Origin of the sequence: Lentzea sp. HUAS12 (genome assembly GCF_024125735.1) — a bacterium.
In the GTDB taxonomy this organism is placed as follows: Bacteria; Actinomycetota; Actinomycetes; order Mycobacteriales; family Pseudonocardiaceae; genus Lentzea; species Lentzea albida.
The window spans coordinates 3,843,287-3,866,071 of the sequence record NZ_CP099738.1; the positions used below are offsets into that span (position 1 = coordinate 3,843,287).

Annotated in this window: 21 protein-coding genes; 9 read left to right on the plus strand and 12 right to left on the minus strand. The window is 70.1% G+C overall.

From position 1 onward, the window contains the following. Positions 1-24: 24 nt before the first annotated feature. Positions 25-963 carry a YafY family protein gene (locus tag ND450_RS16750; protein WP_089911871.1) on the minus strand — a complete coding sequence of 313 codons (939 nt, stop codon included), beginning with the start codon at positions 961-963 and terminating at the stop codon, positions 25-27. Between the two features lie 43 nt (positions 964-1,006). Here ND450_RS16750 and ND450_RS16755 point away from each other — a divergent pair, with 43 nt between their 5' ends. Continuing rightward, a complete protein-coding gene (locus ND450_RS16755) occupies positions 1,007-2,083 on the plus strand; it encodes an epoxide hydrolase family protein (protein WP_253327046.1) in 1,077 nt (358 codons plus the stop codon). A 31-nt stretch (positions 2,084-2,114) separates the two neighbouring features. After that, the gene (locus ND450_RS16760) at positions 2,115-4,718 is read left to right on the plus strand and encodes a BTAD domain-containing putative transcriptional regulator (RefSeq protein WP_253327047.1); all 2,604 of its coding nucleotides are present in this window, start codon (positions 2,115-2,117) and stop codon (positions 4,716-4,718) included. Here the strand turns inward: ND450_RS16760 and ND450_RS16765 are convergent. The 3 genes from ND450_RS16765 to ND450_RS16775 all read right to left on the minus strand — a co-directional run bounded on the left by ND450_RS16765 (position 4,701) and on the right by ND450_RS16775 (position 7,812). Beyond that, entirely contained in the window at positions 4,701-6,248 is a 1,548-nt protein-coding gene (locus ND450_RS16765) for a PQQ-binding-like beta-propeller repeat protein (RefSeq protein WP_253327048.1), read from the minus strand. The two genes, ND450_RS16760 and ND450_RS16765, sit on opposite strands and share 18 nt — an antisense overlap. A gap of 381 nt (positions 6,249-6,629) precedes the next feature. After that, positions 6,630-6,992, minus strand: coding sequence for a hypothetical protein (locus tag ND450_RS16770; protein WP_253327049.1), 363 nt, complete (start codon positions 6,990-6,992; stop codon positions 6,630-6,632). A gap of 46 nt (positions 6,993-7,038) precedes the next feature. Beyond that, positions 7,039-7,812, minus strand: a complete 774-nt coding sequence (locus ND450_RS16775) for a TetR/AcrR family transcriptional regulator (RefSeq protein WP_253327050.1) — start codon at positions 7,810-7,812, stop codon at positions 7,039-7,041. 94 nt (positions 7,813-7,906) lie between these two features. Here ND450_RS16775 and ND450_RS16780 point away from each other — a divergent pair, with 94 nt between their 5' ends. Together ND450_RS16780 and ND450_RS16785 are read left to right on the plus strand one after the other, a co-directional pair. Then, a complete protein-coding gene (locus ND450_RS16780) occupies positions 7,907-10,165 on the plus strand; it encodes an excinuclease ABC subunit UvrA (protein ID WP_253327051.1) in 2,259 nt (752 codons plus the stop codon). Continuing rightward, on the plus strand, positions 10,162-10,944 hold the full coding sequence (locus ND450_RS16785) for a siderophore-interacting protein (protein ID WP_253327052.1): 783 nt from the start codon (positions 10,162-10,164) through the stop codon (positions 10,942-10,944). The genes ND450_RS16780 and ND450_RS16785 overlap by 4 nt, the downstream gene beginning before the upstream one ends. Here ND450_RS16785 and ND450_RS16790 read toward each other — a convergent pair. After that, on the minus strand, positions 10,934-11,869 hold the full coding sequence (locus ND450_RS16790; protein ID WP_253327053.1) for a methyltransferase: 936 nt from the start codon (positions 11,867-11,869) through the stop codon (positions 10,934-10,936). The two genes, ND450_RS16785 and ND450_RS16790, sit on opposite strands and share 11 nt — an antisense overlap. A 138-nt stretch (positions 11,870-12,007) precedes the next feature. On the opposite strand from ND450_RS16790, the gene ND450_RS16795 reads away from it, so the two are divergent. Further along, on the plus strand, positions 12,008-13,210 hold the full coding sequence (locus ND450_RS16795; RefSeq protein WP_089911894.1) for a D-arabinono-1,4-lactone oxidase: 1,203 nt from the start codon (positions 12,008-12,010) through the stop codon (positions 13,208-13,210). Here ND450_RS16795 and ND450_RS16800 read toward each other — a convergent pair. Together ND450_RS16800 and ND450_RS16805 are read right to left on the minus strand one after the other, a co-directional pair. Next, entirely contained in the window at positions 13,183-13,752 is a 570-nt protein-coding gene (locus ND450_RS16800) for an SRPBCC domain-containing protein (protein ID WP_253327054.1), read from the minus strand. The genes ND450_RS16795 and ND450_RS16800 overlap by 28 nt on opposite strands. After that, on the minus strand, positions 13,745-14,251 hold the full coding sequence (locus tag ND450_RS16805) for a winged helix-turn-helix domain-containing protein (RefSeq protein ID WP_253327055.1): 507 nt from the start codon (positions 14,249-14,251) through the stop codon (positions 13,745-13,747). Before ND450_RS16805 ends, ND450_RS16800 begins: the two co-directional genes overlap by 8 nt. A gap of 95 nt (positions 14,252-14,346) precedes the next feature. Between ND450_RS16805 and ND450_RS16810 the strand changes: the two genes are divergently transcribed. Beyond that, positions 14,347-16,476 (plus strand): RICIN domain-containing protein, encoded by a 2,130-nt coding sequence (locus ND450_RS16810; protein WP_253327056.1) that lies wholly within the window; start codon positions 14,347-14,349, stop codon positions 16,474-16,476. 176 nt (positions 16,477-16,652) lie between these two features. On the opposite strand, the gene ND450_RS16815 is transcribed toward ND450_RS16810, so the two are convergent. Continuing rightward, positions 16,653-16,979 (minus strand): DUF6204 family protein, encoded by a 327-nt coding sequence (locus ND450_RS16815; RefSeq protein WP_253327057.1) that lies wholly within the window; start codon positions 16,977-16,979, stop codon positions 16,653-16,655. Between the two features lie 69 nt (positions 16,980-17,048). On the opposite strand from ND450_RS16815, the gene ND450_RS16820 reads away from it, so the two are divergent. Next, the gene (locus tag ND450_RS16820; RefSeq protein WP_253327058.1) at positions 17,049-17,690 is read left to right on the plus strand and encodes a transcriptional regulator; all 642 of its coding nucleotides are present in this window, start codon (positions 17,049-17,051) and stop codon (positions 17,688-17,690) included. A 40-nt stretch (positions 17,691-17,730) separates the two neighbouring features. On the opposite strand, the gene ND450_RS16825 is transcribed toward ND450_RS16820, so the two are convergent. Beyond that, on the minus strand, positions 17,731-19,224 hold the full coding sequence (locus ND450_RS16825; RefSeq protein ID WP_253327059.1) for a chitinase: 1,494 nt from the start codon (positions 19,222-19,224) through the stop codon (positions 17,731-17,733). Between the two features lie 98 nt (positions 19,225-19,322). Between ND450_RS16825 and ND450_RS16830 the strand changes: the two genes are divergently transcribed. Further along, complete coding sequence (locus tag ND450_RS16830) at positions 19,323-20,087, plus strand: alpha/beta fold hydrolase (RefSeq protein WP_253327060.1); 765 nt, start codon at positions 19,323-19,325, stop codon at positions 20,085-20,087. On the opposite strand, the gene ND450_RS16835 is transcribed toward ND450_RS16830, so the two are convergent. From ND450_RS16835 to ND450_RS16845, 3 genes are read right to left on the minus strand one after another with little or no spacing between them, the layout of a single operon-like run. Continuing rightward, positions 20,077-20,907: an oxygenase MpaB family protein gene (locus ND450_RS16835; protein WP_253327061.1), complete on the minus strand. Its 831-nt coding sequence runs from the start codon at positions 20,905-20,907 to the stop codon at positions 20,077-20,079. The genes ND450_RS16830 and ND450_RS16835 overlap by 11 nt on opposite strands. 57 nt (positions 20,908-20,964) lie before the next feature. Next, positions 20,965-21,780, minus strand: coding sequence for an ankyrin repeat domain-containing protein (locus tag ND450_RS16840; protein WP_253327062.1), 816 nt, complete (start codon positions 21,778-21,780; stop codon positions 20,965-20,967). Between the two features lie 19 nt (positions 21,781-21,799). Continuing rightward, positions 21,800-22,186: a hypothetical protein gene (locus tag ND450_RS16845; RefSeq protein WP_253327063.1), complete on the minus strand. Its 387-nt coding sequence runs from the start codon at positions 22,184-22,186 to the stop codon at positions 21,800-21,802. 30 nt (positions 22,187-22,216) lie between these two features. On the opposite strand from ND450_RS16845, the gene ND450_RS16850 reads away from it, so the two are divergent. Further along, a complete protein-coding gene (locus tag ND450_RS16850; protein ID WP_253327064.1) occupies positions 22,217-22,762 on the plus strand; it encodes a helix-turn-helix domain-containing protein in 546 nt (181 codons plus the stop codon). Positions 22,763-22,785 lie beyond the last annotated feature (23 nt).

Below are 22,785 nucleotides of genomic sequence, written 5' to 3' on the forward strand. Positions count from 1 at the left end.
GCTGTCAGGACCCTGAGAAGTTCTCTAGAACTTCGCCGCCCGGCGAAACCGCTCCGCCGCCTGGAGCAGGGCCGCGGACAGCTCCGGCGGGGAGACGACCTCGAACTCGACCGTGATGCTCGCGAGCATGAACACCACGTCGTCCATCGTCTCGCCTCCGACCCGCACGTGGCACGAGTTTTCGTCCACAGCCGAGACCTCGCCATAGCTCTGCCAGTCCAGGGCGTCGGAAGCGGGCACGCTCAGTCGCACGACACCCTGCACGGGCCACCGATCGGCCACCCGTGCCGCCACGAACGCCCCCGCGTCGCCGCCCGGGATCTCACGCGGTGTGAAGCGCGCGCCGAACGGGGTCCGCACGCTCATCCGGTCGAGTCGAAATGTCCGCCAGTCCTCCCGGCGCACGTCCCAGGCGACCAGGTACCACCGCCGGCCCCACGTCACGAGCCGGTGCGGCTCGACCTCGCGCAGGGACTCCTCCCCCGCGTGCCCGACGTAGCCGAACCGGAGCCGCTGCCGGTCGCGGCAGGCCGTGCCGACCGCCGTCAGCACCTCCGCGTCCAGGACAGGACCGGACGACGTGTGCGGCACCGTCGCGAACTCCACCGCGGCGACCCGGTGCCGGAGAGCGGAAGGCAGCACCTGCTCGACCTTCAGCAACGCGCGCACGGCGGTCTCACCGATGTTCTCGATTCCACTGGCGGTGCGCAGCCCCACGGCCACGGCCACCGCCTCGTCGTCGTCCAGCAGCAACGGCGGAAGCTGCGCGCCCGACCCGAGCCGGTACCCACCACCAGACGTGCCCATCGACGCGTGCACCGGGTAATCGAGCGTGCGAAGCCGGTCGACGTCACGGCGGACCGTGCGTGTGGTGACTCCCAACCGTTCCGCGAGTTCCGCGCCGGACCACTCACGACGCGACTGCAACAGGCCGAGCAACTTGAGCAAACGAGCCGAGGACACTGTAGGACCATAACTGTCCTACAGCCCGAATAGCGTCCCGGGCATGAAGCCGTTCGAGATCAACATCCCGCAGGCCGACCTCGACGACCTGCACCGCCGCCTCGACCAGACCCGCTGGCCGAACGATCCCGAGGGCGCGGACTGGGCCCAGGGCACGCCCCAGCCGCGTCTGAAGGAGCTCGTGCGGCGCTGGCGCGACTTCGACTGGCGCGAGAAGGAACGACAGCTGAACAAGATCCCGCAGTTCACCACGGAGATCCACGGCCGGGAACTGCACTTCCTGCACGTCACCAGCCCGAACAGGAACGCCGAACCGCTGCTGCTCACCCACGGCTGGCCGACGACGTGCTTCGCGTTCGAGCAGATGATCGAGCCGCTCAGCCGCGACTTCCACCTCGTGGTCCCGTCGGTGCCGGGCTTCGGCCTCCCCGGCCCCACGCAGGAGCTCGGGTGGACCATCGCGCGCGTCGCCGAGATGGTCGCCGAGCTGATGACACGCCTCGGCTACCGCCGCTATGTCGCGCACGGCTTCGACTACGGCGCCAAGCTCACCCGTGAGCTCGGCCTGCGCGACGAGGTGAGGGCCGTCCACCTCAACCAGATCTTCTCCGCCGGCGTCACCGGGGAGACGGCCGACCTGGGCGTCGAGGCCGAGCGGCGGTCGGTGGAAAAGGCTTACCGGTACGAGTTCGAGCAGTTCGGTTACGTGGCGATGCAGGGCACGCGGCCGCAGTCGGTCGCGCACGCGCTCACGGACTCGCCGGTCGCGCAGCTGGAGTGGATCGAGTGGGCGTTCCACACGTGGAGCGACCCGGAGATCGGGGTACCCCTCGACGCGCTGCTGACGAACGCCTCGCTCTTCTGGTTCACCAGGACGGCGGGTTCGTCGGCGCGCTACTACCAGGAGGGCGACGAGACGTGGGGCGAGCTGGAGCCGCGCTCCGCCACACCGACGTCGGTGGCGGTGTTCCCGCACGACGTGGGCGTGCCGATCCGGCGGATGGCCGAGCGCAACCACACCATCGCGCGGTGGACGGAGATGCCGCGGGGAGGCCACTTCGCGGCGCTGGAGGTGCCGGAGCTGATGGTCCAGGAACTGCGAGACGCTTTTCTTTTGTGAGGCCACCGCGGGAGCGACTACGGTGATCACCGTGCGCTTCACGGTCTTCGGCGGGGTCTCGGCACGGGCGGGCGACCGCACGACCGACTTCGGTCCCACCCGGCCGGGCGCCCTGCTGGGTGTGCTGCTCGCCGACGCGGGCCAGGTGGTGAGCGCGGAGGAACTGGTCGAACGGGTGCTCGGCGACGCGCCCCCGCCGCGGGCCCGCGCGATGATCCAGACGTGGCTGACGCGGTTGCGGCAGACGTTGCCGGGCCTGATCGAACGCGACGGCGGCGGGTACGTGGTGCGGGTCGACCCGCTGGAGATCGACCTGCACCTGTTCCGGCACCTGGTGCGCACCGGGAGGACGGCGGAAGCGCTGGAACTGGCGCAGGACGAGCTGCTGTCCACTCTGGACACGCCTTGGGCGCGGCAGAGGCGCGTGGACTTCGCGGTCGAGCTGCTCGCCGCCCGGCTCGGCCACGTCGACGCGCGGCTGGCCGGGGGCGAGCACACGGCGCTGGTGCCCGAACTGCGGGCGCTGGCAGCCGAACGGCCGCTGGACGAACGGGTCGCCGCCCAGCTGATCGAGGCGTTGCACGGCAGCGGGCGCACGGCGGAAGCTTTGCGGCACTTCGAGGTCGTGCGCGCCCGGCTCGCCGAGGAGCTGGGCGCCGAACCGTCCCGGCACCTCACGGCCCTGCACCGGCGCCTGCAGGCCGCCTCGGCACCGCGCCAGTTGCCCGCGGCGCCCAAGCCGTTCACCGGCAGGGCGCTGGAGCTCGCGGAACTCGACCAGGCGCCGACCGGGGTCGTGGTGATCACCGGCACCGGGGGCGTCGGCAAGACCTCGCTCGCCGTGCACTGGGCGCACCGCGCGGCGGAACGGTTCCCCGACGGCCAGCTGTACGTGAACCTGCACGGGTTCGGCCCGAGCGGCGCGGCGGTGAGCCCCGGCGACGCGGTGCTGAGGTTCCTGGCGGCCCTCGACGTGCCGCGCGCCCAGGTGCCGCACGACCTCGCGGGGCAGTCGGCGTTGCTGCGGGACGCGTTGGCGGACAAGCGGGTCCTCATGTTGCTGGACAACGCGACGGACACCGACCAGATCGAACCGTTGCTGCCGCGCACGCCCGGCACGCACGTGGTGATCACGAGCCGCACGGCGCTGAAACCCGCGCACGCCCACGCGGTGCCGCTGGGACTGCTGCCGCCCGACGACGCCCGCGAACTCCTGGCCGCCCGCATCGGGCACGAGCGCGCGCGGGCCGAACCGGACGCGGTCGACACCGTGGTCCGCCGCTGCGCCCGGCTCCCGCTGGCCCTCGCGGTGGCCGGGGCGCGGGCGGCGACGCAGCCGGAGTTCCCCCTGGCGGCGCTGGCGGACGAACTGGCCGACCTCGACGCGTTCGCCGACGACGATGACGTCACCGCCGACCTGCGCTCGGTGTTCTCCCACTCCTGCAAGGCGTTGAGCCCGGCGGCGCTGCGGCTCTTCCGGTTGCTCGGCCTGATGCCGGGCCCGGACATCGGCCTCGCCGGTGCCGCCTCCCTGGCCGGGCTCGACGTCGGCCAGGCTCGCGCACTGCTGGGGGAACTGGCCAGGGCGAACCTGGTCGACGAACCCGAGCCGGGCCGCTTCACCTGCCACGACCTGCTGCGCGACTACGCGGCGGAACTGGCCCAGGACGGCGAACGGGACGAGGCGCTGCACCGGTTGCTCGACCACCTCGCGCTGACGGGCGTGGAGGCCGGTGTCGTCTACACGCCGCACCGCCACCGCCCGACGACCCCGGACCCGGCGCCGGGGGTCGTGGTCGGGCGGTTCGGCACGCAGGAGGAAGCGCTGGCGTGGCTCATGACCGAGCACCCGACGCTGATGGCGGCCCTGCCCCGCGGCACGCCGGTGCAGACGTGGCTCATGGGCTGGTGCCTCGCCGACGCGCTCGACCGCCAGGCCCGCTACCGCGATCTCCTGACGTCGCAACAACTCGCGGCCGCCGCGGTGGAACGGCTCGGCGACACCGACGCGTTCGGGCGCACGCTGATCAACCTCGGCCGCAGCCTGAGCCGCGCGGGCAGGCCGGACGAGTCGGCCGCGGCGCTGCGCCGGGCGTTCGAGCTGTACGAGGGCGACCCGGCGGGCCGGGCCGAGGTGCTGCTCAACATCGCGATGCTGTGCCCGGACGACCGGATCGGCGAGGCGCTGGAGCACACGCGGCGCGGGCTCGCGTTGTTCGAGGAGTGCGGCGACGAGCACGGGCAGGCCAACGCGTTGACCGGACTGGCCTGGGGCCACGGGAAACGGGGCGAGTACGCGCAGGCCGTCGAGTACGCGGAACGCGCGATGCGGATGTGGCGGGCGATGGACCACCTGGTCGGCCAGGCCGAGGCGTGGGACAACCTCGGCACCGGCCACCTCGGGCTGGGCGACCACGCGAAGGCGGCCGAGGCGTTCACCCGCTCCTCCGAGATGTTCCGGCGGGCGGGCGACCTGCCGCTCGAAGCCGGTGCGCACGAACAGCTCGGCGACGCCCACGCTGCCGCGGGTGCCGCCGAGCAGGCTCGTCAGGCCTGGCAGAAGGCAGTGGAACTGCGCACGCGGGCGGGACTTCCGACCGACCGCGTGCGCGCGAAACTAGAGGCCGAACGCTAGGAGCACGTGGCCGTGCGGGTTCTGGAACGCCGAGTTGTAGCCCGACTGCACGTACACCATGCCGTCCGAGATCACCGCTCCCGCACCGGGACCGGCCAGCACTCCACCACGACCGGTCAGCCCGTTGACACCGCGCACGTCCTGGATGGTGTCGTAGGTCCAGATGATCCGGCCCGTCCTGGCGTCGTACGCCCGGAACTTGCCGTCGAGCGCCCCGAGCCACACCACACCGGGTGAGCTGGACACCGGCAGGCCGTGCGCCTGGTAACAACCGGGCTGGCCCGCCGCACCGCCCGTCGAACAGCCGTCGGCGGGTGCCGGCGTCTCCCACAACACGGTGCCGGTGGCGGGATCCACCGCGAACAGCTTGCCGGGATCGGCGTAGTAGGTCGCGATGTAGAGCCGCTTGCCGTCGTAGCTCGACCCCCACTGGATGCCCGAGATGCCCCCGCTGGGCAGCGGCACACCGAGCTGACGACGCCACACGACCTGCCCCGTCGAGGCGTCGAACACGTGGTACACACCGGACTTCTGCCCCACACCGACGAGCTGCCTGCCGTTCACGCTGAACAGGTTCGGCGTGGCGCCGATGTCGTAGTCGAGGTTGGTGCCGTCCTTGAGGCCCGGGCAGTAGCCCTCGGCGTCGGGCTGGTTGCACGCGTCGCGCCACGTGTCGGCGTCGGTGACCTGGTTGGTCCACCTCACCGCGCCGGTGCGGGCGTCCAGTGCGAGCAGCGAGTCGAACTCACCGCCCTTGCCCGTGTAGTTCTGGCCCGTGCCGACGTAGAGCGTGCCGGTCCTGCGGTCGATCACCGGCGAGCTCCACACGCCGACGCCGGACGGCTCGAAACGCTTGGCGCCGTTGGGCCACGTGCCCACCTGGACCGGTTCCGGCACCGTGTAGTGGCGCCACACCAACGCTCCGGTGTCGACGTCGAACGCGTCGACGTGGCCGCGGAACGTGCAGCAGTCGTGCGTGTTCGGCAGCACGTTCTCGGCGCTGGACGTGCCGACGTACACCAGTCCGTTGTGGACGATCGGCGAGCTGGTGGTCATCGACGCGATGCCGGTGTCGAGCTGCACCTGCCACTTCTGGCGCCCGGTGCGCTGGTCGAGCGCGAAGAACCTGCTCGCGCTGTCGCCGAAGAACACCTTGCCGTCGGCCACGACCGGGCCGTCGGAGTTGAACGCGTACCGGTTTCCCTGCGGGAGCGCGAACTCCCACCTGGCCCGGCCGGTGCGCGCGTCACGGGCGTAGAACTTCCCGTCGGGACCCCCGAAGTAGACGGTGTCCCCCACGACGGCCGGCTGGCTGCGGACGCCGTTGTAGTCGCCCTTGGGGTAGGCGAACGCCCACTTCAGCTTCAGCTTCGAGGCGTTGCCCGCGTTGATCCGCCATTCCGCGGCCTGGTGCCGCGACCCGGCGAGGTCCTTCGCCCAGCCGGACCAGTCACCGTTCGCGTGCGCGGTGGCGGGTCCTGCGGTCAGCACTGTCAGCGCTGCCGTGAGCAGCGCGGTGGTCTTGAGCATGGAATTCTCCCCCTTCCGCCACCCAGCGTGGCAGTGGCGGAAGGGGGACGCGTCCGCCCAAAGTCTCTTGTCGGCCTAACCGATCGGTTGATGCGGCACGACGAAGTGGTCGTGGCCGGCACGACCACCGGACCCTGCCGCGCCACTTCCTCGGCGAGGTGGTCGTCCCCGCTGTGCGGCGCTTGCACGACCGAGGTGAGCTCGAGAGCCGCGACGGGACCATCTGGTGCGACACGAGAGCAGGCACCTGCGATGCCCTGTCACCGAGTGAGTGCTCGACGTTCCGGACGCCGGAGGTGGTCGGCGCGGCCAGCGCCATCGCGAGGACGACGGCGGCCGCGGCCCTTCCGACCGGCACGTGCCGGCCTCGTGGGGGACCTGTCACGGTCGCGCCACGGTGAAGTGGCCGGCGAACCCGGCGAACCGCTCCGCCAGCGGCCCGCTGCGCTCGTCCAGCGCACGCCACAGCTCACGGTGCCGGTCGACCGACCACCGGTCGTGCACGACCACCACGATGGCACCCCTTTCCGCCAGCAGTGGTGCGGTGAGGTCGTTGCCGAACACCAATGGCCCGACGTCGACGAGGGTGCGGGGCGCGTGCACGACGGCGGCGAGGTCCCCGACCTCGTAGGCCATCGTCATGGTCGCCCGGCCGGGGCGGTCCTGCGAGGGGGCGGCCGCCGTGCTCGGCGCCGTCAGCATCAGGGCGCACGCCACCGCCACGAGGACTCTGCCGATTGCCATGGGCACGATCCCACCGAGCCCATGTGCGGTGAACGTCCGGACCATGTCACGGTTTTGCTACAGCGCCCTCGACACCGTCGAGGAGGACCTTCAACCCGCCGCGGAAGTTCTCCACGGCGTCGTTCTCCAGGTACGGCAGCTCCGGGTCGATCGGCTCCCGATCGTTCTCCAGGACGTGCAGCATGGGGAACTTCTTCTCGAGGTCCGGCTCGACCTCGACCAGCACGGCGGACCGCGCGTACCACCACTCCTCGTCGGCCTCCCCGGTCGCACCGCCCGCCGCACGGGCCTCGGCAACGGTCTGGGCGGCGCCGCGCACGAAGTAGTTGATGGCGCCGACGATCCCGCGCAGCCGGCGGCCGGGCAGGCCGGTCGAGACGAGGATCGCGGCCAGCGCCTCGGTCACCGCGAACTCGTGCGGGCCGAGCACCGGACGCGCCTGCGACACCTGCAGCACCCACGGGTGGCGGCCGTAGCACTCCCACATGTCGTGCGCCCAGCGCGTGACGGCGGGCCGCCACCCCTCGGCCAGGTCGTAGGACGTCGGCACCTCGGCCATCGCGCGGTCGTACATCAGGTCGACCAGCTCGTTCTTGCCCGGCACGTACGTGTAGAGCGCCATGGCCGTGCGCCCGAGCCGCTCCCCCACCGCGCGCATCGAGAACGCCATGCCCTGCTCGTCGGCGACCTCGATGGCGGCGTCGACGATCGCGTCCACGCTCAGCCCCGGCTTCGGGCCGGGCCGCTTCTCGGCGGCCGACGCGCGCCAGAGCAGTTCGATGGAGCGACGTGGATCGCCCTGACCTGCGTAGACGACCACGGTTGCGACTCCTTACACCGTAAAGTAACCTTGCCAACCCGTACTTTACGGCATAAAGAATCAGTACTGAAATCAACTCAGTGGGGGAAGCAGCGTGAACGCTGTCGCTGACAGCCATGACTGGATCCAGGTCCGCGGGGCGAGGGAGAACAACCTCGCGGACGTGTCGCTCGACGTCCCCAAGCGCCGCCTGACCGTCTTCACCGGCGTGTCCGGCTCCGGCAAGTCCTCGCTGGTCTTCGGCACGATCGCGGCCGAGTCCCAGCGCATGATCAACGAGACCTACACCGCGTTCCTGCAGTCGTTCATGCCGTCGATCGGCCGCCCGGACGTGGACGCGCTGCACAACCTGAGCGCGGCGATCATCGTCGACCAGGAGCGCATGGGCGCGAACTCGCGCTCCACCGTCGGCACCGCCACCGACGCGCACACGATGCTGCGGATCGTGTTCAGCCGCTTGGGCGAGCCGCACGTCGGCACGTCCGGCGCGTTCAGCTTCAACCTGCCCGAGGGCATGTGCCCGGCCTGCGAGGGCCTGGGCAAGGTCACGACCATCGACGTGGACGCCATCGTCGACAGGTCGAAGTCGTTGAACGACGGCGCGATCGACGCCCCGAACTACGCCGTCGGCAGCTGGTACTGGCAGGTCCTCGCGAACTCGGGCCTCTACCCCGCCGACCAGCCGATCAGCACGTTCACCGACGAGCAACTGCACGACTTCCTCCACAAGCCGACGACGAAACTCACCATCGGCGGCAGCAACATCACCTACGACGGCCTGATCACCAAGCTGCAGCGCACGGTCCTCTCCAAGGACCGCGAGTCGATGCAGCCGCACGTCCGCGCGTTCGTGGACCGCGCCGTCACGTTCACCACCTGCGGGGAGTGCGAGGGCGCCCGCATCAACCAGGCCGCGCTCGCCTCCAGGATCCGCGGCGTGAACATCGCCGACTGCTGCGCCATGCAGATCAGCGACCTCGCGCGGTTCGTGCACTCGATCGACGACCCGTCCGTCGCACCGCTGCTGGCGACGCTGCGGGGCACGCTGGACTCGCTGGTGGAGATCGGTCTCGGCTACCTGTCGCTCGACCGCGAGTCCGCCACGCTGTCCGGCGGCGAGTCGCAGCGCGTGAAGATGGTGCGGCACCTGGGTTCCTCGCTCACCGACATCACCTACGTGTTCGACGAACCGACCGTCGGTCTGCACCCGCACGACATCCAGCGGATGAACGACCTCCTGCTCCGCCTGCGGGACAAGGGCAACACCGTCCTCGTCGTCGAGCACAAGCCGGAGACCATCGAGATCGCCGACCACGTCGTCGACCTCGGCCCCGGCGCGGGCGTGCACGGCGGGCACCTCTGCTACTCCGGTGACGTGGCGGGCCTGCGCGCGTCCGGCACGCTGACCGGCCGCCACCTCGACCACCGGGCCAAGCTGCGGCCGGAGTTCCGCTCCCCCACCGGCTTCCTGCCGATCAGCGGTGCCCGCACGAACAACCTCAAGGACGTCTCGGTCGACCTGCCGCTCGGCGTGCTGACCGTCGTCACCGGCGTCGCGGGCTCCGGCAAGTCGTCGCTGGTCCACGGCTCGTTGCGCGGCCGCAATGACGTCGTGACGGTCGACCAGTCGCCGATCCGCGGCTCGCGCCGGTCCAACCCCGCCACCTACACCGGCCTGCTCGACTCGATCCGCACCGCGTTCGCCAAGGCCAACGGCGTGAAAGCCGCGTTGTTCAGCGCGAACTCCGAGGGCGCCTGCGAGAACTGCAAGGGCATCGGCCTCGTCTACACCGACCTCGCGATGATGGCCGGTGTCGCCACGGTGTGCGAGAAGTGCGAGGGCAAGCGCTTCACGCCCGAGGTGCTGCGCTACACGTTGCGGGGCAGGAACATCAGCGAGGTGCTCGGCATGTCCGTCGCCGACGCCCGCGACTTCTTCCCGTCCGGCCAGGCCCACGCGGTGCTCAGCCGCCTGCACGACGTCGGCCTGTCGTACCTCTCGCTCGGCCAGCCGCTCACCACGTTGTCCGGTGGCGAGCGGCAACGGCTGAAGCTCGCCATCCACATGGCGGAGAAGGCCTCCACCTACGTGCTCGACGAACCCACGTCCGGCCTGCACCTCGCCGACGTCGACCAGTTGCTCGGCCTGCTGGACCAGCTGATCGACGCCGGCAACACGGTCATCGTGATCGAGCACCACCTCGCCGTGATGGCGCACGCCGACTGGATCGTCGACATGGGTCCGGGAGCGGGCCACGACGGCGGCCGGGTCGTCTTCTCCGGCACCCCCGGCGACCTCGTGTCCACTTCGGACACCCTGACCGCCCGGCACCTGAAGGAGTACCTGTCGTGAGCCTGCTGACGGTGACCTCCGTCGAACCCCTCACCCCGCGCATGACCCGCGTGACGTTCACCGGTCCCGGCCTCGACGAGATCGGCACCTGGCCGGACCAGCAGCTCAAGCTGCTCTTCCCCAGGCCGGGCCGGTCCGCGCACGTCTCGGACGCCGCCGACGTCGGCACCTGGTACCAGGCGTACACGGCCATCCCCGAGGACGAACGGTCGTGGATGCGCAGCTTCACCGTCCGGTCGCTGGCCGACGGCGTGCTGACGGTCGACTTCGTGCTGCACGGCGACAACGGCCCCGCGTCGAGCTGGGCCGCACGCGCCAGGGAAGGCGACGTCCTCGGGAGGTTCGGCCCCTCCCCCGACTACGCGCGCCCGCTCGGCACCGCGGACCTGCTGGTGTTCGCGGGCGACGAGACTGCGCTGCCCGCGATCGCCTCGCTGCTCGAACTCCTGCCGCCCCACCAGCGACGGCTGGTGTTCGTCGAGGTCGCGGACCCGCACGAGGAACAGGACATCCCGGGCGTGCGGTGGATCCACCGCAGTGCCGGGGAGGACCTCGTCGCGGTGGTCACCGAAGCCGAGATCGAGCCGTCCACGTGGGTGTGGCTCGGCGGCGAGGCCTCCGCGGTCCGCGCGCTGCGCAGGCACTTCGTCGGCCTGGGAGTGTCCAAGGAGGACATCGAGTTCGCCGGCTACTGGCGGCGGACCCTCACCCAGGACGACGCTCCCACCGCCGACGACCTGGCCGAGGCCCAGGAACGGATCGCCGCGCTCAGCGAGTGAACTCCAGCAGGCTGCGGCCGTCGGTCAGCCGGTGCACGGACTCCAGCCGGAGTCCGTGCACCGACGCCAGCCGTTCGAAGTCGTGCAGCCCCCGGTCCCGCCCGCCGAAGTGCACGAGCATGACGAGGTCGAACTCCGTGCTCCCGCCGAGGGATTCCACGACCAGCACCCGGTCGCACGCGTCCGCGCAGCGCCCCAGGATCCGCAGCGCGTCCTGGTCGTCCCAGTCGTGCAGGACGTCGAACAGCAGGCAGGCGTCACCGGCCGGCAGCGGGTCGAAGAAGCTGCCCGCGGTCACCTCGACACGATCGCCGAGCTCGTACAGGGCGAGCACCGCCCGCGCGCCCGCCGCCGTCTCCTCCAGGTCGACCAGGTGGCCGCGCATCCCGGGGTTGGCCTTCAGGATCGCGGCGAGCAGGCTGCCGTGCCCGCCACCGACGTCGACGAGAGTGCCGAACCGGGCCCAGTCGTAGTTCCTGACGACCTGCGGCACCCAGTCCCGCTGGCGGTCGGTCATCTGCGCGTCGAACGTGGCGCGCAGGCGCGGCTGCTCGGTCAGGTCCTCCCAGAACCCCTGGCCGTAGCGCACCGGGTAGGCCGGTTCCCCGGTGCGGACGCTGTGCAGCAGGTCGACGAACGCCAGGTCGGCGCGCCCGGCGGCGGAGTTCTGGTCCAGCGCGTTGTTCAGGTTGTTGTCCGCGTTCACGCAGAGGTGCGCACCGAACGGCGTCGTGCGGTGGCCGGCGTCTGTTCGTTCGGTCACGCCGAGGGTCGTCAGGTGGGCCAGGAGCAGGTCGAGGGCGAGCGGGTCGACCCCCAGCTCGGGCGCGAGTTCGCGGGCGGTGGCGGGCTCTTCACGCAGGCGGTCCGGCAGCCCCAACGTCACCGCGACGCGCAGCGCCATCGGCGTGACCAGCCCGGACATTTGTCGAAGCTTTCGCACATCGGTGTCCACGCACACCAACCCTGCCACCGCGGGCAAGCTGATTTTGGTCAACACTGAAGCAATAGTCAGGAGAACTACCATACGACGATCACTGGCGTCGGCGCTTACCGTGTCCGTATGAGCACCAACTGGGCGGGCAACGTCACGTTCACCGCGGCCCAGGCCGTCACCCCGGCCTCCGCCGACGACCTGCGGGCGGTCGTGCGCGGTTCCTCGGCCGTGCACGTCGTCGGCTCGGGGCACTCGTTCAGCCCGATCGCCGACACGACCGGCACGCTGGTGTCGCTGGCGGCGATGCCCGAGGTCTTCGAGGTGTCCGGCCAGACGGTCCGGGTCAGCGCGGGCATGACCCTCGCGGACCTGTCCGTGCGCCTCGAAGCCGCCGGGCTCGCCCTGCACACGCTGCCGTCGCTGCCGCACATCACGGTGGCCGGCGCGGTCACCACGGCCACCCACGGCTCCGGGAAGCGGTCGCTGGCGGGTGCCGTGCGGTCCGTCGAGGTGCTGCGCGGGGACGGGTCGGTCGTCGAGCTGACCTCCCCCGGCGCGGTCGTGTCGATGGGCGGGCTGGGCGTCGTCACGACCGTGACGCTGGACGTGGTGCCGTCGTTCCAGGTCGCGCAGACGGTCTACGAGGACGTCGCCTGGACGACGTTGCTCGTGAAGCTGGAGCAGATCTTCGACGGGGCGTACAGCGTGAGCGCGTTCGTCGACTGGCAGGGCGGCGCGACGATCTGGGCGAAGCACCGCGTGGGCGACGAGGAGTTCGCCTTCCCCGGCCGTCCCGCGTCCGAGCCCGCGCACCCCGTGCCCGGTCAGCCCGCCTCCCGCTGCACGCTGCAGGGCGGCGTGCCCGGACCGTGGCACGAGCGCCTGCCGCACTTCCGCGCCGAGTTCACCCCGTCCGTGGGCGAGGAGCTGCAGACCGAGTACTTCGTGCCCCGCACCCGCGCGGTGACGGCGTTGCGCGCGCTGGCCGAGATGTCGACGGTGATCTCACCGCTGGTGCAGGCCTGCGAGATCCGCACGATCAACGGCGAACCGCAGTGGCTCAGCCCCGCCTACGACCGCGACAGCCTCGCGATCCACTTCACCTGGGTGCCGAACACCCCGGCCGTGCTGGACCTGCTGCCGCGCCTGGAGGAGGCCATCGCGCCGCGGCCGCACTGGGGCAAGCTCTTCACCGTGCCGCCGGCGCTGCTCGCGGCCCGCTACCCGCAGTGGGACGCCTTCGGGGCCCTGCTGCGCGAGCACGACCCGAAAGGCGTCTTCCGCAACGAGTTCCTGACCCGCTACTTCGGCTCGGCGGGCCCCTTCTGACGCAGCGCCTCCAGCTCGTCGTCGGAGAACCCGTAGGTCGTCACCACGGTCATCTTCTCGCTCGTGACCACGAGACCGGGACCGAACTCCTCGACCACGACACCGCGCTGGTTCGCCGACTCGAAGAACGGCTCGCCGTCCACCCCGAGGTCGACCTCGGAGGGCCAGAACAGCGTGCGGCGCTTCTCGCCGGGGTGGAACTCGTGGGCGAACTTGAGCTGGTGCAGGAAGGTGATCCAGCCCTCGGTGATGTCGTCGTAGTAGTCGTCCCACTCGGGTGAGGTGCCCTTGGGCGCGCGGGTCAGCACGACCTTCGTCCCCTCGGGCACGGGCGTGAGCGCGAACGTGTCGTGGCCTTGGACGACGAGCGTGGTGCCGTCCTCCTCGGCGTTCTCGAAGTAGATCTGGTCGATCTCGGCGTCGAGCTCCGGGATGTCCCAGCCGTGCCAGTGCCGCAGCTTCTCCCTGTCCCGGAACGACTGCCACACCTCGTCGACCGGTGCGGCCACGGTGATCTCGATCCGGACGCCTTCGTCACCCATCTGCCACCCCGGGGTGTCCCATCGCGACCACCCGGTACGGGCGGCCAGACTCGGTGTCGTACTTCAACGCGATCTGCCGCACCGCTTCGGCCAGGTCGCTGGTGAACTCGTGGACGGCACCGGGCGCGCCGAAGCGGACCGTCGCCTCCACCGTGAACGTGAGCAAGCGCTTTCCCGCCTCCGCCGCGGCACCGGACATCCGCTCGACCTCGCGGGCCGTGTCCTCCGCGACCGACACGAGGTGCGTGGCCGCGAACTGATCTTGGACGCCAGCGGCGATCTCCCGGCCGGGCTTCGCGCGCAGCACGCGTTCGACGCACCCGCGCCGCTGCCGCTGCTCGACCAGCTCGACGAGTCCTGCCTGCTCCAGGGCACGGACGTGGTAGTTGACGCGCTGGCGGGGCAGGCCGAGAGCCGCCGCGAGCTGCGTCGCCGAGGCGGGCGACTTCAGCAGCTCCAGCAGCGACAGGCGCAACGGCGACAGCTCCACGCCCAGCACGCTCTCATTTGACAAATTCATTTGTCAATACCGGAACGGGACCGGAAACAGTTAGGTTCGTTGACGGTTGCAACAAACCGCCCCACCCTGTGACCGTGAGAACCCCCCTGCTGGTGGCAGCGTTGGCAGCAGCGGCGATCGTTCCTGTGTGGACGGTCGCGGCCCAGGCCGACGTGGTGCCCGGAACCGCTTATCAAGTGACGAACGTCGGCAGCGGAAAGTGCGTGGAGTCGCTGGGAACGGCCAACGGCGCACAGCTCCGCCAACAAGGATGCTCGGGCCAGACCTGGAAGTTCACGCCCACGAGCGACGGCTACTTCACCGTCGGCGAGGGCCAGGTCTGGGACGTCTCGAACGTGTCCGCCGCGGACAACGCCGCGATCCACCTGTGGCAGAACTTCTCCGCGAACAACCAGCAGTGGCGCCCCGAACAGGTGGGCACCGACACCTACCGGTTCGTGAGCCGCCACAGCGGCAAGTGCCTCGACGTGCCCGGTGCGTCCACGGGCGACGTGCAGCTGGTCCAGTACACCTGCAACGGGACCAACGCACAGCTCTTCCGCCTCACCGGCGGCACGCAGCAGCCGGGCCAGCCGGACTTCGGCCCGAACGTCCTCGTCTTCGACCCGTCGATGCCCGCCGCCACCATCCAGGCGCGGCTGAACGACGTCTTCCGGCAGCAGGAGACGGGCCAGTACGACGCCCGCCGGTACGCGATCATGTTCAAGCCCGGCAACTACAACGTCGACGTCAACATCGGCTTCTTCACCCAGGTCCTCGGCCTCGGCCTGCTGCCGGACGGCGTGACGATCAACGGCCAGGTGCACGTCGAGGCGGACTGGTTCCAGGGCAACGCGACGCACAACTTCTGGCGCGGCGCCGAGAACCTCGCGATCCGTCCCCCGTCGGGCACGAACACGTGGGCCGTCTCGCAGGCGTCCGCGATGCGCCGCACCAAGACCTACGGCAACATGCAGCTCGACGACAACGGCTGGTCCAGCGGAGGCTTCCTCGCGGACTCCGTGGTCACGGGCCAGGTCCGCTCCGGCTCGCAGCAGCAGTGGCTGTCGCGCAACACCGAGTGGGGCTCCTGGACGGGCGAGAACTGGAACATGGTCTTCGTGGGCGCCCGCAACGCCCCGCAGACGTCGTTCCCCGAACCCCCGTACACGAACGTCGCGCAGACCCCGGTGGTCCGCGAGAAGCCGTTCCTGAACGTGGACAACGCGGGCAACTACAACGTCTTCGTCCCGTCGCTGCGCTCCAACACCAGCGGCACCACCTGGGCCGCCGGCAACCAGCAGGGCACGAACATCCCGCTGTCGCAGTTCTACATCGCGAAGCCGGGCACCTCAGCGGCCACGATGAACGCGCAACTGGCCGCGGGCAAGCACCTGCTCCTCACCCCGGGCATCCACCAGGTGACGGAACCGATCCGCGTGACGCGTCCCGACACGGTCGTCATGGGCCTCGGCCTCGCCACGGTCATGCCCACCAACGGGAACATGGCACTGGACGTGGCCGATGTGGACGGTGTGAAGATCGCGGGCCTGCTCATCGACGCGGCCCCGACCAACTCCCCGCTCCTCGCCCAAATCGGCGCGCCGGGCAGCAACGCCAACCACGCGGCCAACCCGACGTCGCTGCACGACGTGTACGTCCGCATCGGCGGCTCGGCCGTGGGCAGGGCCACCACCTCGCTGGTCGTCAACAGCCACAACGTGATCGGCGACCACCTCTGGCTCTGGCGAGGAGACCACTCCTACGGCGTCGGCTGGGACGTCAACACGGCGGACACCGGCCTCATCGTCAACGGCGACAACGTGACGATGTACGGCCTCTTCGTCGAGCACTACCAGAAGTACCAGACCATCTGGAACGGCCAGGGCGGCCGGACGTACTTCTACCAGAACGAAATGCCGTACGAAGTCCCGAACCAGGCAGCCTGGATGAACGGCTCGACGCGCGGCTACGCGGCCTACAAGGTCTCGAACAACGTCACGACCCACGAGGCGTGGGGCCTGGGCAGCTACGCGTTCATGAACGCGAACCCGTCCGTGGTGGCCGACCGGGCGTTCGAGGTGCCGAACACCCCGGGCGTGAAGTTCCACAGCATGGTGACCGTGTCGTTGGGCGGCAAGGGAACCATCCAGCGGATCATCAACAACTCGGGCGGCACGGCGACGGCCGGGTCGACCGAGGCGTACCTGGCGAACTACCCGTGATGACGTTCTGACGCTTGCGGGACAACGTCCCCCGCTCCGGCCCTCGGAGGCCTGGGGCGGGGGACGCTTCTCCGTCCGCCACCGCAAGGCGACCACGCACGCGGTACCGACCGCGCCCGCCGTCACAAGGCGACCAACTCCGCTGGAACCGGCGCCGGCCACCAGGCCGACCGGCGTCAGCCCAGCCGCTTCGGCCGGTTGACCTTCATCTCGTCCATGTCGGTGACCTTCGCCTTCAACCCGCGAAAGTCGACCCCCAACGCGTCCAACGCAGCAGAGGCCCGCCGCAACCCGGCCTCATCGGCCTTCTCCTCCGCAGTCAGGATCACCCGGTAGCTGAAGAAGTCGAGCTTCTCGTCGTACGTCAACGCCCCGTCCTCGCTGAACCCGGCGTCCCGCAGGAAGTCGAACCCCTCCAGCCGCTCCTTCAACGCCACGCGCTGCTCATCGGTCAACTCGGCGAAGCGCCCGCGAACGAGTACTCGATAGGTGTGTTCAGCCACGAGCGAAGATGCTCCCCGATCCCCCGCAACTCTGGCGAACGATTTCCCGCATGCGAAACAATCTCGACCATGAACGCAAAAGAGCTGGTCACGCGCATCCGGACGGAGCTGCACCCCGGTGACCACGACAACCTCGTGGTCAAGCTGATCGAAACCGGACAGGCCCCGCGCGCCGTGATCGCCACGTTCGCCGCGGAGGAGAACCACATCGTCTCGTCGGACTGGCGAACATTCCTGACACTGGCGGCGAAGGCGGAAGAACCGAACGCCCGCGCCTTCTTCACCCTGCTGGCCGGCGGCGAGGAGCTCGTCCACCCCATGCTCCGGCCGCTGGCCGAGGCGGCGGGCATGTCCGCCAAGGACTTCGAGAACTACGAACCGTTCCCCGGTGCCCAGGCCTACCCGGCGTACCAGGCGTGGATGGCGCTCAACGGCGAGCCGACGGACGTGATCCTCGCGATCCTGGCGAACTTCACCGCGTGGGGCGGTTACTGCGCGCGCATGGCCAAGGGTCTGCGTGAGCACTACGGCTTCAGCGACGAGGCGTGCGCGTTCGTCGACTTCTTCGCCACGCCCGCGCCGCAGCTGGAAGAGCAGGCACTGGCCGCCGTCCAGGCCGCGCTCGACAGCGGCTGGCAGCCGAAGCACGCGTGGCGCTACGGCCGCCTGCTGCAGGCGTACGAACTGCAGTTCTGGTCCACGCTGGCCTGAAAAGACAAGGGGCGGCACCGCGAAGGTGCCGCCCCTCCGGCTACCGCGGCAGGTAGGCCCGGTGCGCCTTGGAGAACTCGTAGTTGTTGTACTTGTCCCAGTTGATCGACCACGTCATGAGCCCGCGCAGGTTCGGGTAGACGCCGCGCGGCTTGTAGCTGCCGCACCGCGTGCCCTTGGTCAGGCAGTCGAGCGCGATCTGCACGTCCGCGACCGACGTGAACCCGTTGCCCGCGTACATCGCGGCGGGCAGGCCGAACGCGACCTGTTCCTGCTTCAGCGGTGCGAAGAACTTCGACGCGTCACCGCGCACCGGGAAGCCGGCGAGCAGCATGTCGGTCATGGCCACGTGGAAGTCCGCGCCACCCATGTTGTGGTACTGGTTGTCCAGGCCCATCACGGGTCCGGAGTTGTAGTCCTGCACGTGCAGCAACGTCAGGTCGTTGCGCATGGCCTCGATCACCGGCAGGTACGCGCCGGTGCGCGAGTCGCCACCGCCCGCGCCGCCGTAGAACTGGTAGCCGACCTGCACGAAGAACGTCTCCGGCGCCATCGTCAGCACGAAGCCGGCTCCGTAGCGGGCCTTCAGCGAACGCAACGCCGAGATCAGGTTCACGACCACGGGCGTGGTCGGGTTCTTGAAGTCGGTGTCCCCGGCGTTGAGCGACAGGGAGTGGCCCTCGAAGTCGACGTCGAGGCCGTTCAGGCCGTACTTGTCGATGATCGCCGACGCCGAGCGCACGAACGCGTCGCGCGCGGCCGTCGTCTCCAGCCGGACCTGGCCGTTCTGGCCGCCGATGGAGATGTTGACCTTCTTGCCCTTCTGCTGCTGGGCGCGGATGCCGGCGATGAACTCGGCCTCGGACTCGACGTTCGGGCACTCCGCGACCGGGCACTGGGTGAACCGCAGCTCACCGCTCGTCGCACTGGTCGGCTCGGCGAACGACAGGTTGATGACGTCCCACTCGTCCGGCACGTCCTTCATGCGGATGTAGCCCGAGCCGTTGGCGAAGCTCGCGTGCAGGTAGCCGACGAGCACCTTGCGCGGCAACTGCCCCGTGGGCGGCTGACCGGTCGTGGTGGTGGTCGTCGTCGTAGTGGTGGTCGTGGTCGTCGTGCTCGTCGTCGAACTGGTCGTCGGTCCGGTGCCACCGGTGCACGCGGCGCCGTTGATCGTGCAGTTCGCCGGGTCGGCGGTGCCGGCTGCGTTGAAGCCGAACGACACGCTGGCGCCGGGCGCGATCGAGCCGTTGTACTCCCGGTTGACGAACGTGTTGTGGTTGCCGCTCTTGGTGAGCAGCGAGTCCCAGTAGGCACCGACGCTCGTCGAGGCCGGGTAGTCGAACTCGAGCTTCCAGGAGCTGATCGCCGCGCTGGTCTCGTTCTTGATCGTGACCGTCGCGGTGTAGCCGGTGCTCCAGGACTGCTTGGAGAACGTCGCCGTGACTCCGGCGGCGCTGGCAGGGGCGAGGCTCACGATCACGGTGCCGAGCACCAGTGCGGCCACCGCGGATATTCGAGCGAACAACAGCATGGGCTGCTCCATCCCTCACGCGTTGGCGGCCGGCAGGGGTCCTACCCCGAATTGGACTAGACCATCTATCGCGAAGTCAAGGTTCTAGACTTCCCGCCGTGCCCCACGCTCGTGCCGCTGACGGAACCAGGCTCTTCTACTCGGTCGAGGGCTCGGGTCCCCCGCTGCTGCTCATCGCGGGCCAGGCGAACTCGTCGCGCTGGTGGTCACAGGTCCGCCCGGACTTCTCCGCGCACTTCACGACGATCACCACCGACCACCGCGGCACCGGTTCCAGCGAGAAGCCGGACGTCCCGTACAGCACCCGGATGTTCGCTGAGGACTGCGTCGCGGTCCTGGCCGACGCGGGGATCGACCGGGCCCACGTCTACGGCACGTCGATGGGCGGCCGCATCGCGCAGTGGATCGCCGCCTCACATGCCGAGCACGTCGACCGGCTGGTGCTGGGCTGCACCTCCCCCGGCGGGCCGCACGGGATCGAGCGCAGCGCCGAGGTCCGCAAGTCGCTCGCGCAGGTCGACGCGATGAAGGCGCGCAGGGCGTTGGAAGCGCTCATGTACACGCCGGCCTACAACGGCCCGTACAACACGCTCGGCGACCCGCAAATGCCGCCCTACGCGCGCAAGCGACACCTCTTCGCGAGCGGCGAGCACGACGCGTGGGACGTGCTGCCGTCCATCACGGCGCCCACCCTCGTGGTGCACGGCACGGACGACATCTTCAACCCCACGGCCAACGCGCCGCTGATCACCTCACGCATCCCGGGCGCACAGATGCACCTCATCGAGGGCGCACGACACGGCTACTTCGAGGAGTTCCGCGCCGAGGCGTCCCCTCTGGTCGTGGACTTCCTCAGCCCGTGACCCACCGGAGGCCGCGCATCAACGCGTGGCCGGCGAACCGCACACCGGTGGCCTCCGAGATGGGCAGGTAGGGCAGCCGCAACGGCATCCGCGCCCACACCGGCAACGTGCCGACCGCCGTGGCGCTCAGCACCGCGTACGGACCGCGCGCCAGCACCGGCAAGGGGGCCTTGACCAGCAGGAACCGCGCGGCCTCCCGCGCCTCGGCCGTCCCCTTCAGCTCAGCCCGGTAGGACTGCAGCGTCGCGTCGAGCTCCGCGGTCGTGCGCGGCGGGTCCGGGATGCCCATGGCGTCGGCGATGACGGCCATGTCGGCGACGTACCCGTCGTAGTCGTCGAGCGGCTTCTCGCCGTAGCGCTGGTGGCACCGCAGGAAGCTGTCGACCTCGGCCACGTGCACCCACGCCAGCAGGTGCGGGTCGTCGGCCCGGTACCGCCGCCCGTCTGGCGCTATGCCGTGGATGTGCGTGTGGATGCGTGCGAGCCGTGCGATGGCCTCGTACGCGTCGTCGGCCGTCCCGTACGTGGTGACGGCGAGGAACAGGCTCGTGCGCTGCAAACGGCCCCACGGATCGCTCAGGTAGTCCGAGTGCTGCGCCACCGCCGCCATCGCCAACGGGTGCAACGACTGCAGCAGCAACGCCCGCAGCCCGCCGATGAACATGGCGTGATCAGCGTGGACGTGCCGGATCGGCCGGTCCTCGGCGAACAGGCGAGGGCCGGGCGACTCGTGGATCCGGTAGGCGTGTCTCTCCCGCTCCGGGCCCGCGACCTTCTCGAAGAGCCCCTCGCTCAGCTGCCGCCTCAGTGCCTCCAGCATCACTCCATGATGCGGTGCGGTCGCTGAGAACGGCAGCCCGTCGCGGCAGGGCGGCGTTCAGGCGGTCAGGTGGCCGGGGAGACGCACCCACAGGTCGGGTGCGGTGAACGCGCGGGCGTCCGTCGGCCGCAGACCCGCGAACGCCAGGCAGTACGCCACCGGTTCGCCCTGGTAGAGGTGCGCCAGCAGCACGTCCGCCGCCGTGTCCTCCGCGTCGACACCGCCGCCGGTTTGCAGGTCCCCGGCCTCGTACTCGCCGTCGCGGCAGATCGCCCCGTGGTTGCCGCCCTTGGGGTTCGCGTACATGTCGAACCCGACGGTGCCCACCGAGAGCCGTTCGAGCACATGTGTGGCCGCAAAGCCCTTGGGCTGCATCACCACGCAACCGCCGGGAACGGTCGTCACGCCGACCACGGCCTGGTCCGCGTCCCACGTCCAGACCTGCTCGGTCACCTCGACGGGTTCCGCCTCCAGCCTGCGCACGGCCGTCTCCGCGTCCACACCCGCGACGCAGGCCAGGCTGTGACCGTCGTCGCGGGGCAGGCCACCGAGTGCCGCCACGAGCCGGTCGCGTTCCGCGATGACGGCGCGTTCCTCTGGTGTGAGGACCTCGTCGGTCGGCAACGGGTGTTCGGTGGCGAGACTCAGCCTGGCCGGCGACCAGCCGTACATCATCTGCCGCGCCGGGTCCGCGCCCGCGGCGAGCAGGACCTCGACGTTGTCAGGTCGGCCCGCGTGCACCGCGCGCCACAACGCCGTGCGCTCCTCGTCCAGCGCGTCGACGTCGGTGACCTCGGCGATCAGCGCCGCGACCTCTTCCGGCGACTTGAACTCCGCGGCCCAGTGCAGCTCTTCGAGCGTGTGTTCCCCCATGCCTGGAGGCTAGCGGTGATCAGCCGAGGGCCTCGACGACCTTGGTGACCATCGTGCGTTCCGCGGCGGCCACCTCGCCGTCCGCGCCGGCGACCGAGCGGCACATCTCCGTCACGGCGGCCCGGAAGATCGCGACGTCGCGCGGCTCGTGGGCGTTGATGATCGCCACGGAGTCGCGCAGCGCGGCGAGGACGCCGGACTCCACATCGGACGTCGAGCCCTGCGGCAGCGAGGGCGGGGCGGCGGAGACGACGGCGCGCAGGTCGTCCGAGAGCAGGGTGATGGCCCTGATGCCGGCGTGGCTCTCCTCGTCGACCGAGCCGGGGTCCGCAGTGGACACCAGCACCATGGCACCGAAAACGGCTGTGCGGAGGGTCTGCCCCTCCGCCTCCGTGTACGCAGTCATGGGTGCAAGCCTATGCAACGATCGGTGGCTATGAGTGCGGGTCAGGTGCTTGGCGCCAACATCAGGGCGTTTCGCGAGCAGCGCGGGCTGTCGCTGTCGGAGCTCGCGCGGCGGTCGTCCATCGCCAAGGGCACGCTGTCCCAGCTGGAGAGCGGCACGGGCAACCCGACGATCGAGACGGTGTTCAGTTTGTCGAACGCTCTGGACGTGCCGGTGTCGGAGCTCGTCACCGAGCGGACGCCGCCGGACGTGGTGCTGGTGCGGGCCCGCGACGTCGAGGTGCTCAGCAGCGCCGCCGTCGACCTGCGGCTGATGCGCCGGATGGACATCGGCGACACCGTGCTGGAGATCTACGACCAGCGGGTGCGGCCGGGAGCCGTCCAGACCAGCGAAGGTCACCCCGGCAGGGAGCACGTGCTGGTCACCAGCGGCTCGCTGCGCGTGGGCCCCGCGGATGAGCCCTACGAACTCGGACCGGGCGACTACGTGTGCTTCCCCGGCTCGGCGCCGCACCTCTACGAGACGCTCGGCGATGAGGTCAGCTCGGTACTGGTGCTCGAGTATCCGAAGCACTAACGTTCATTCTAATGAACGGAGGT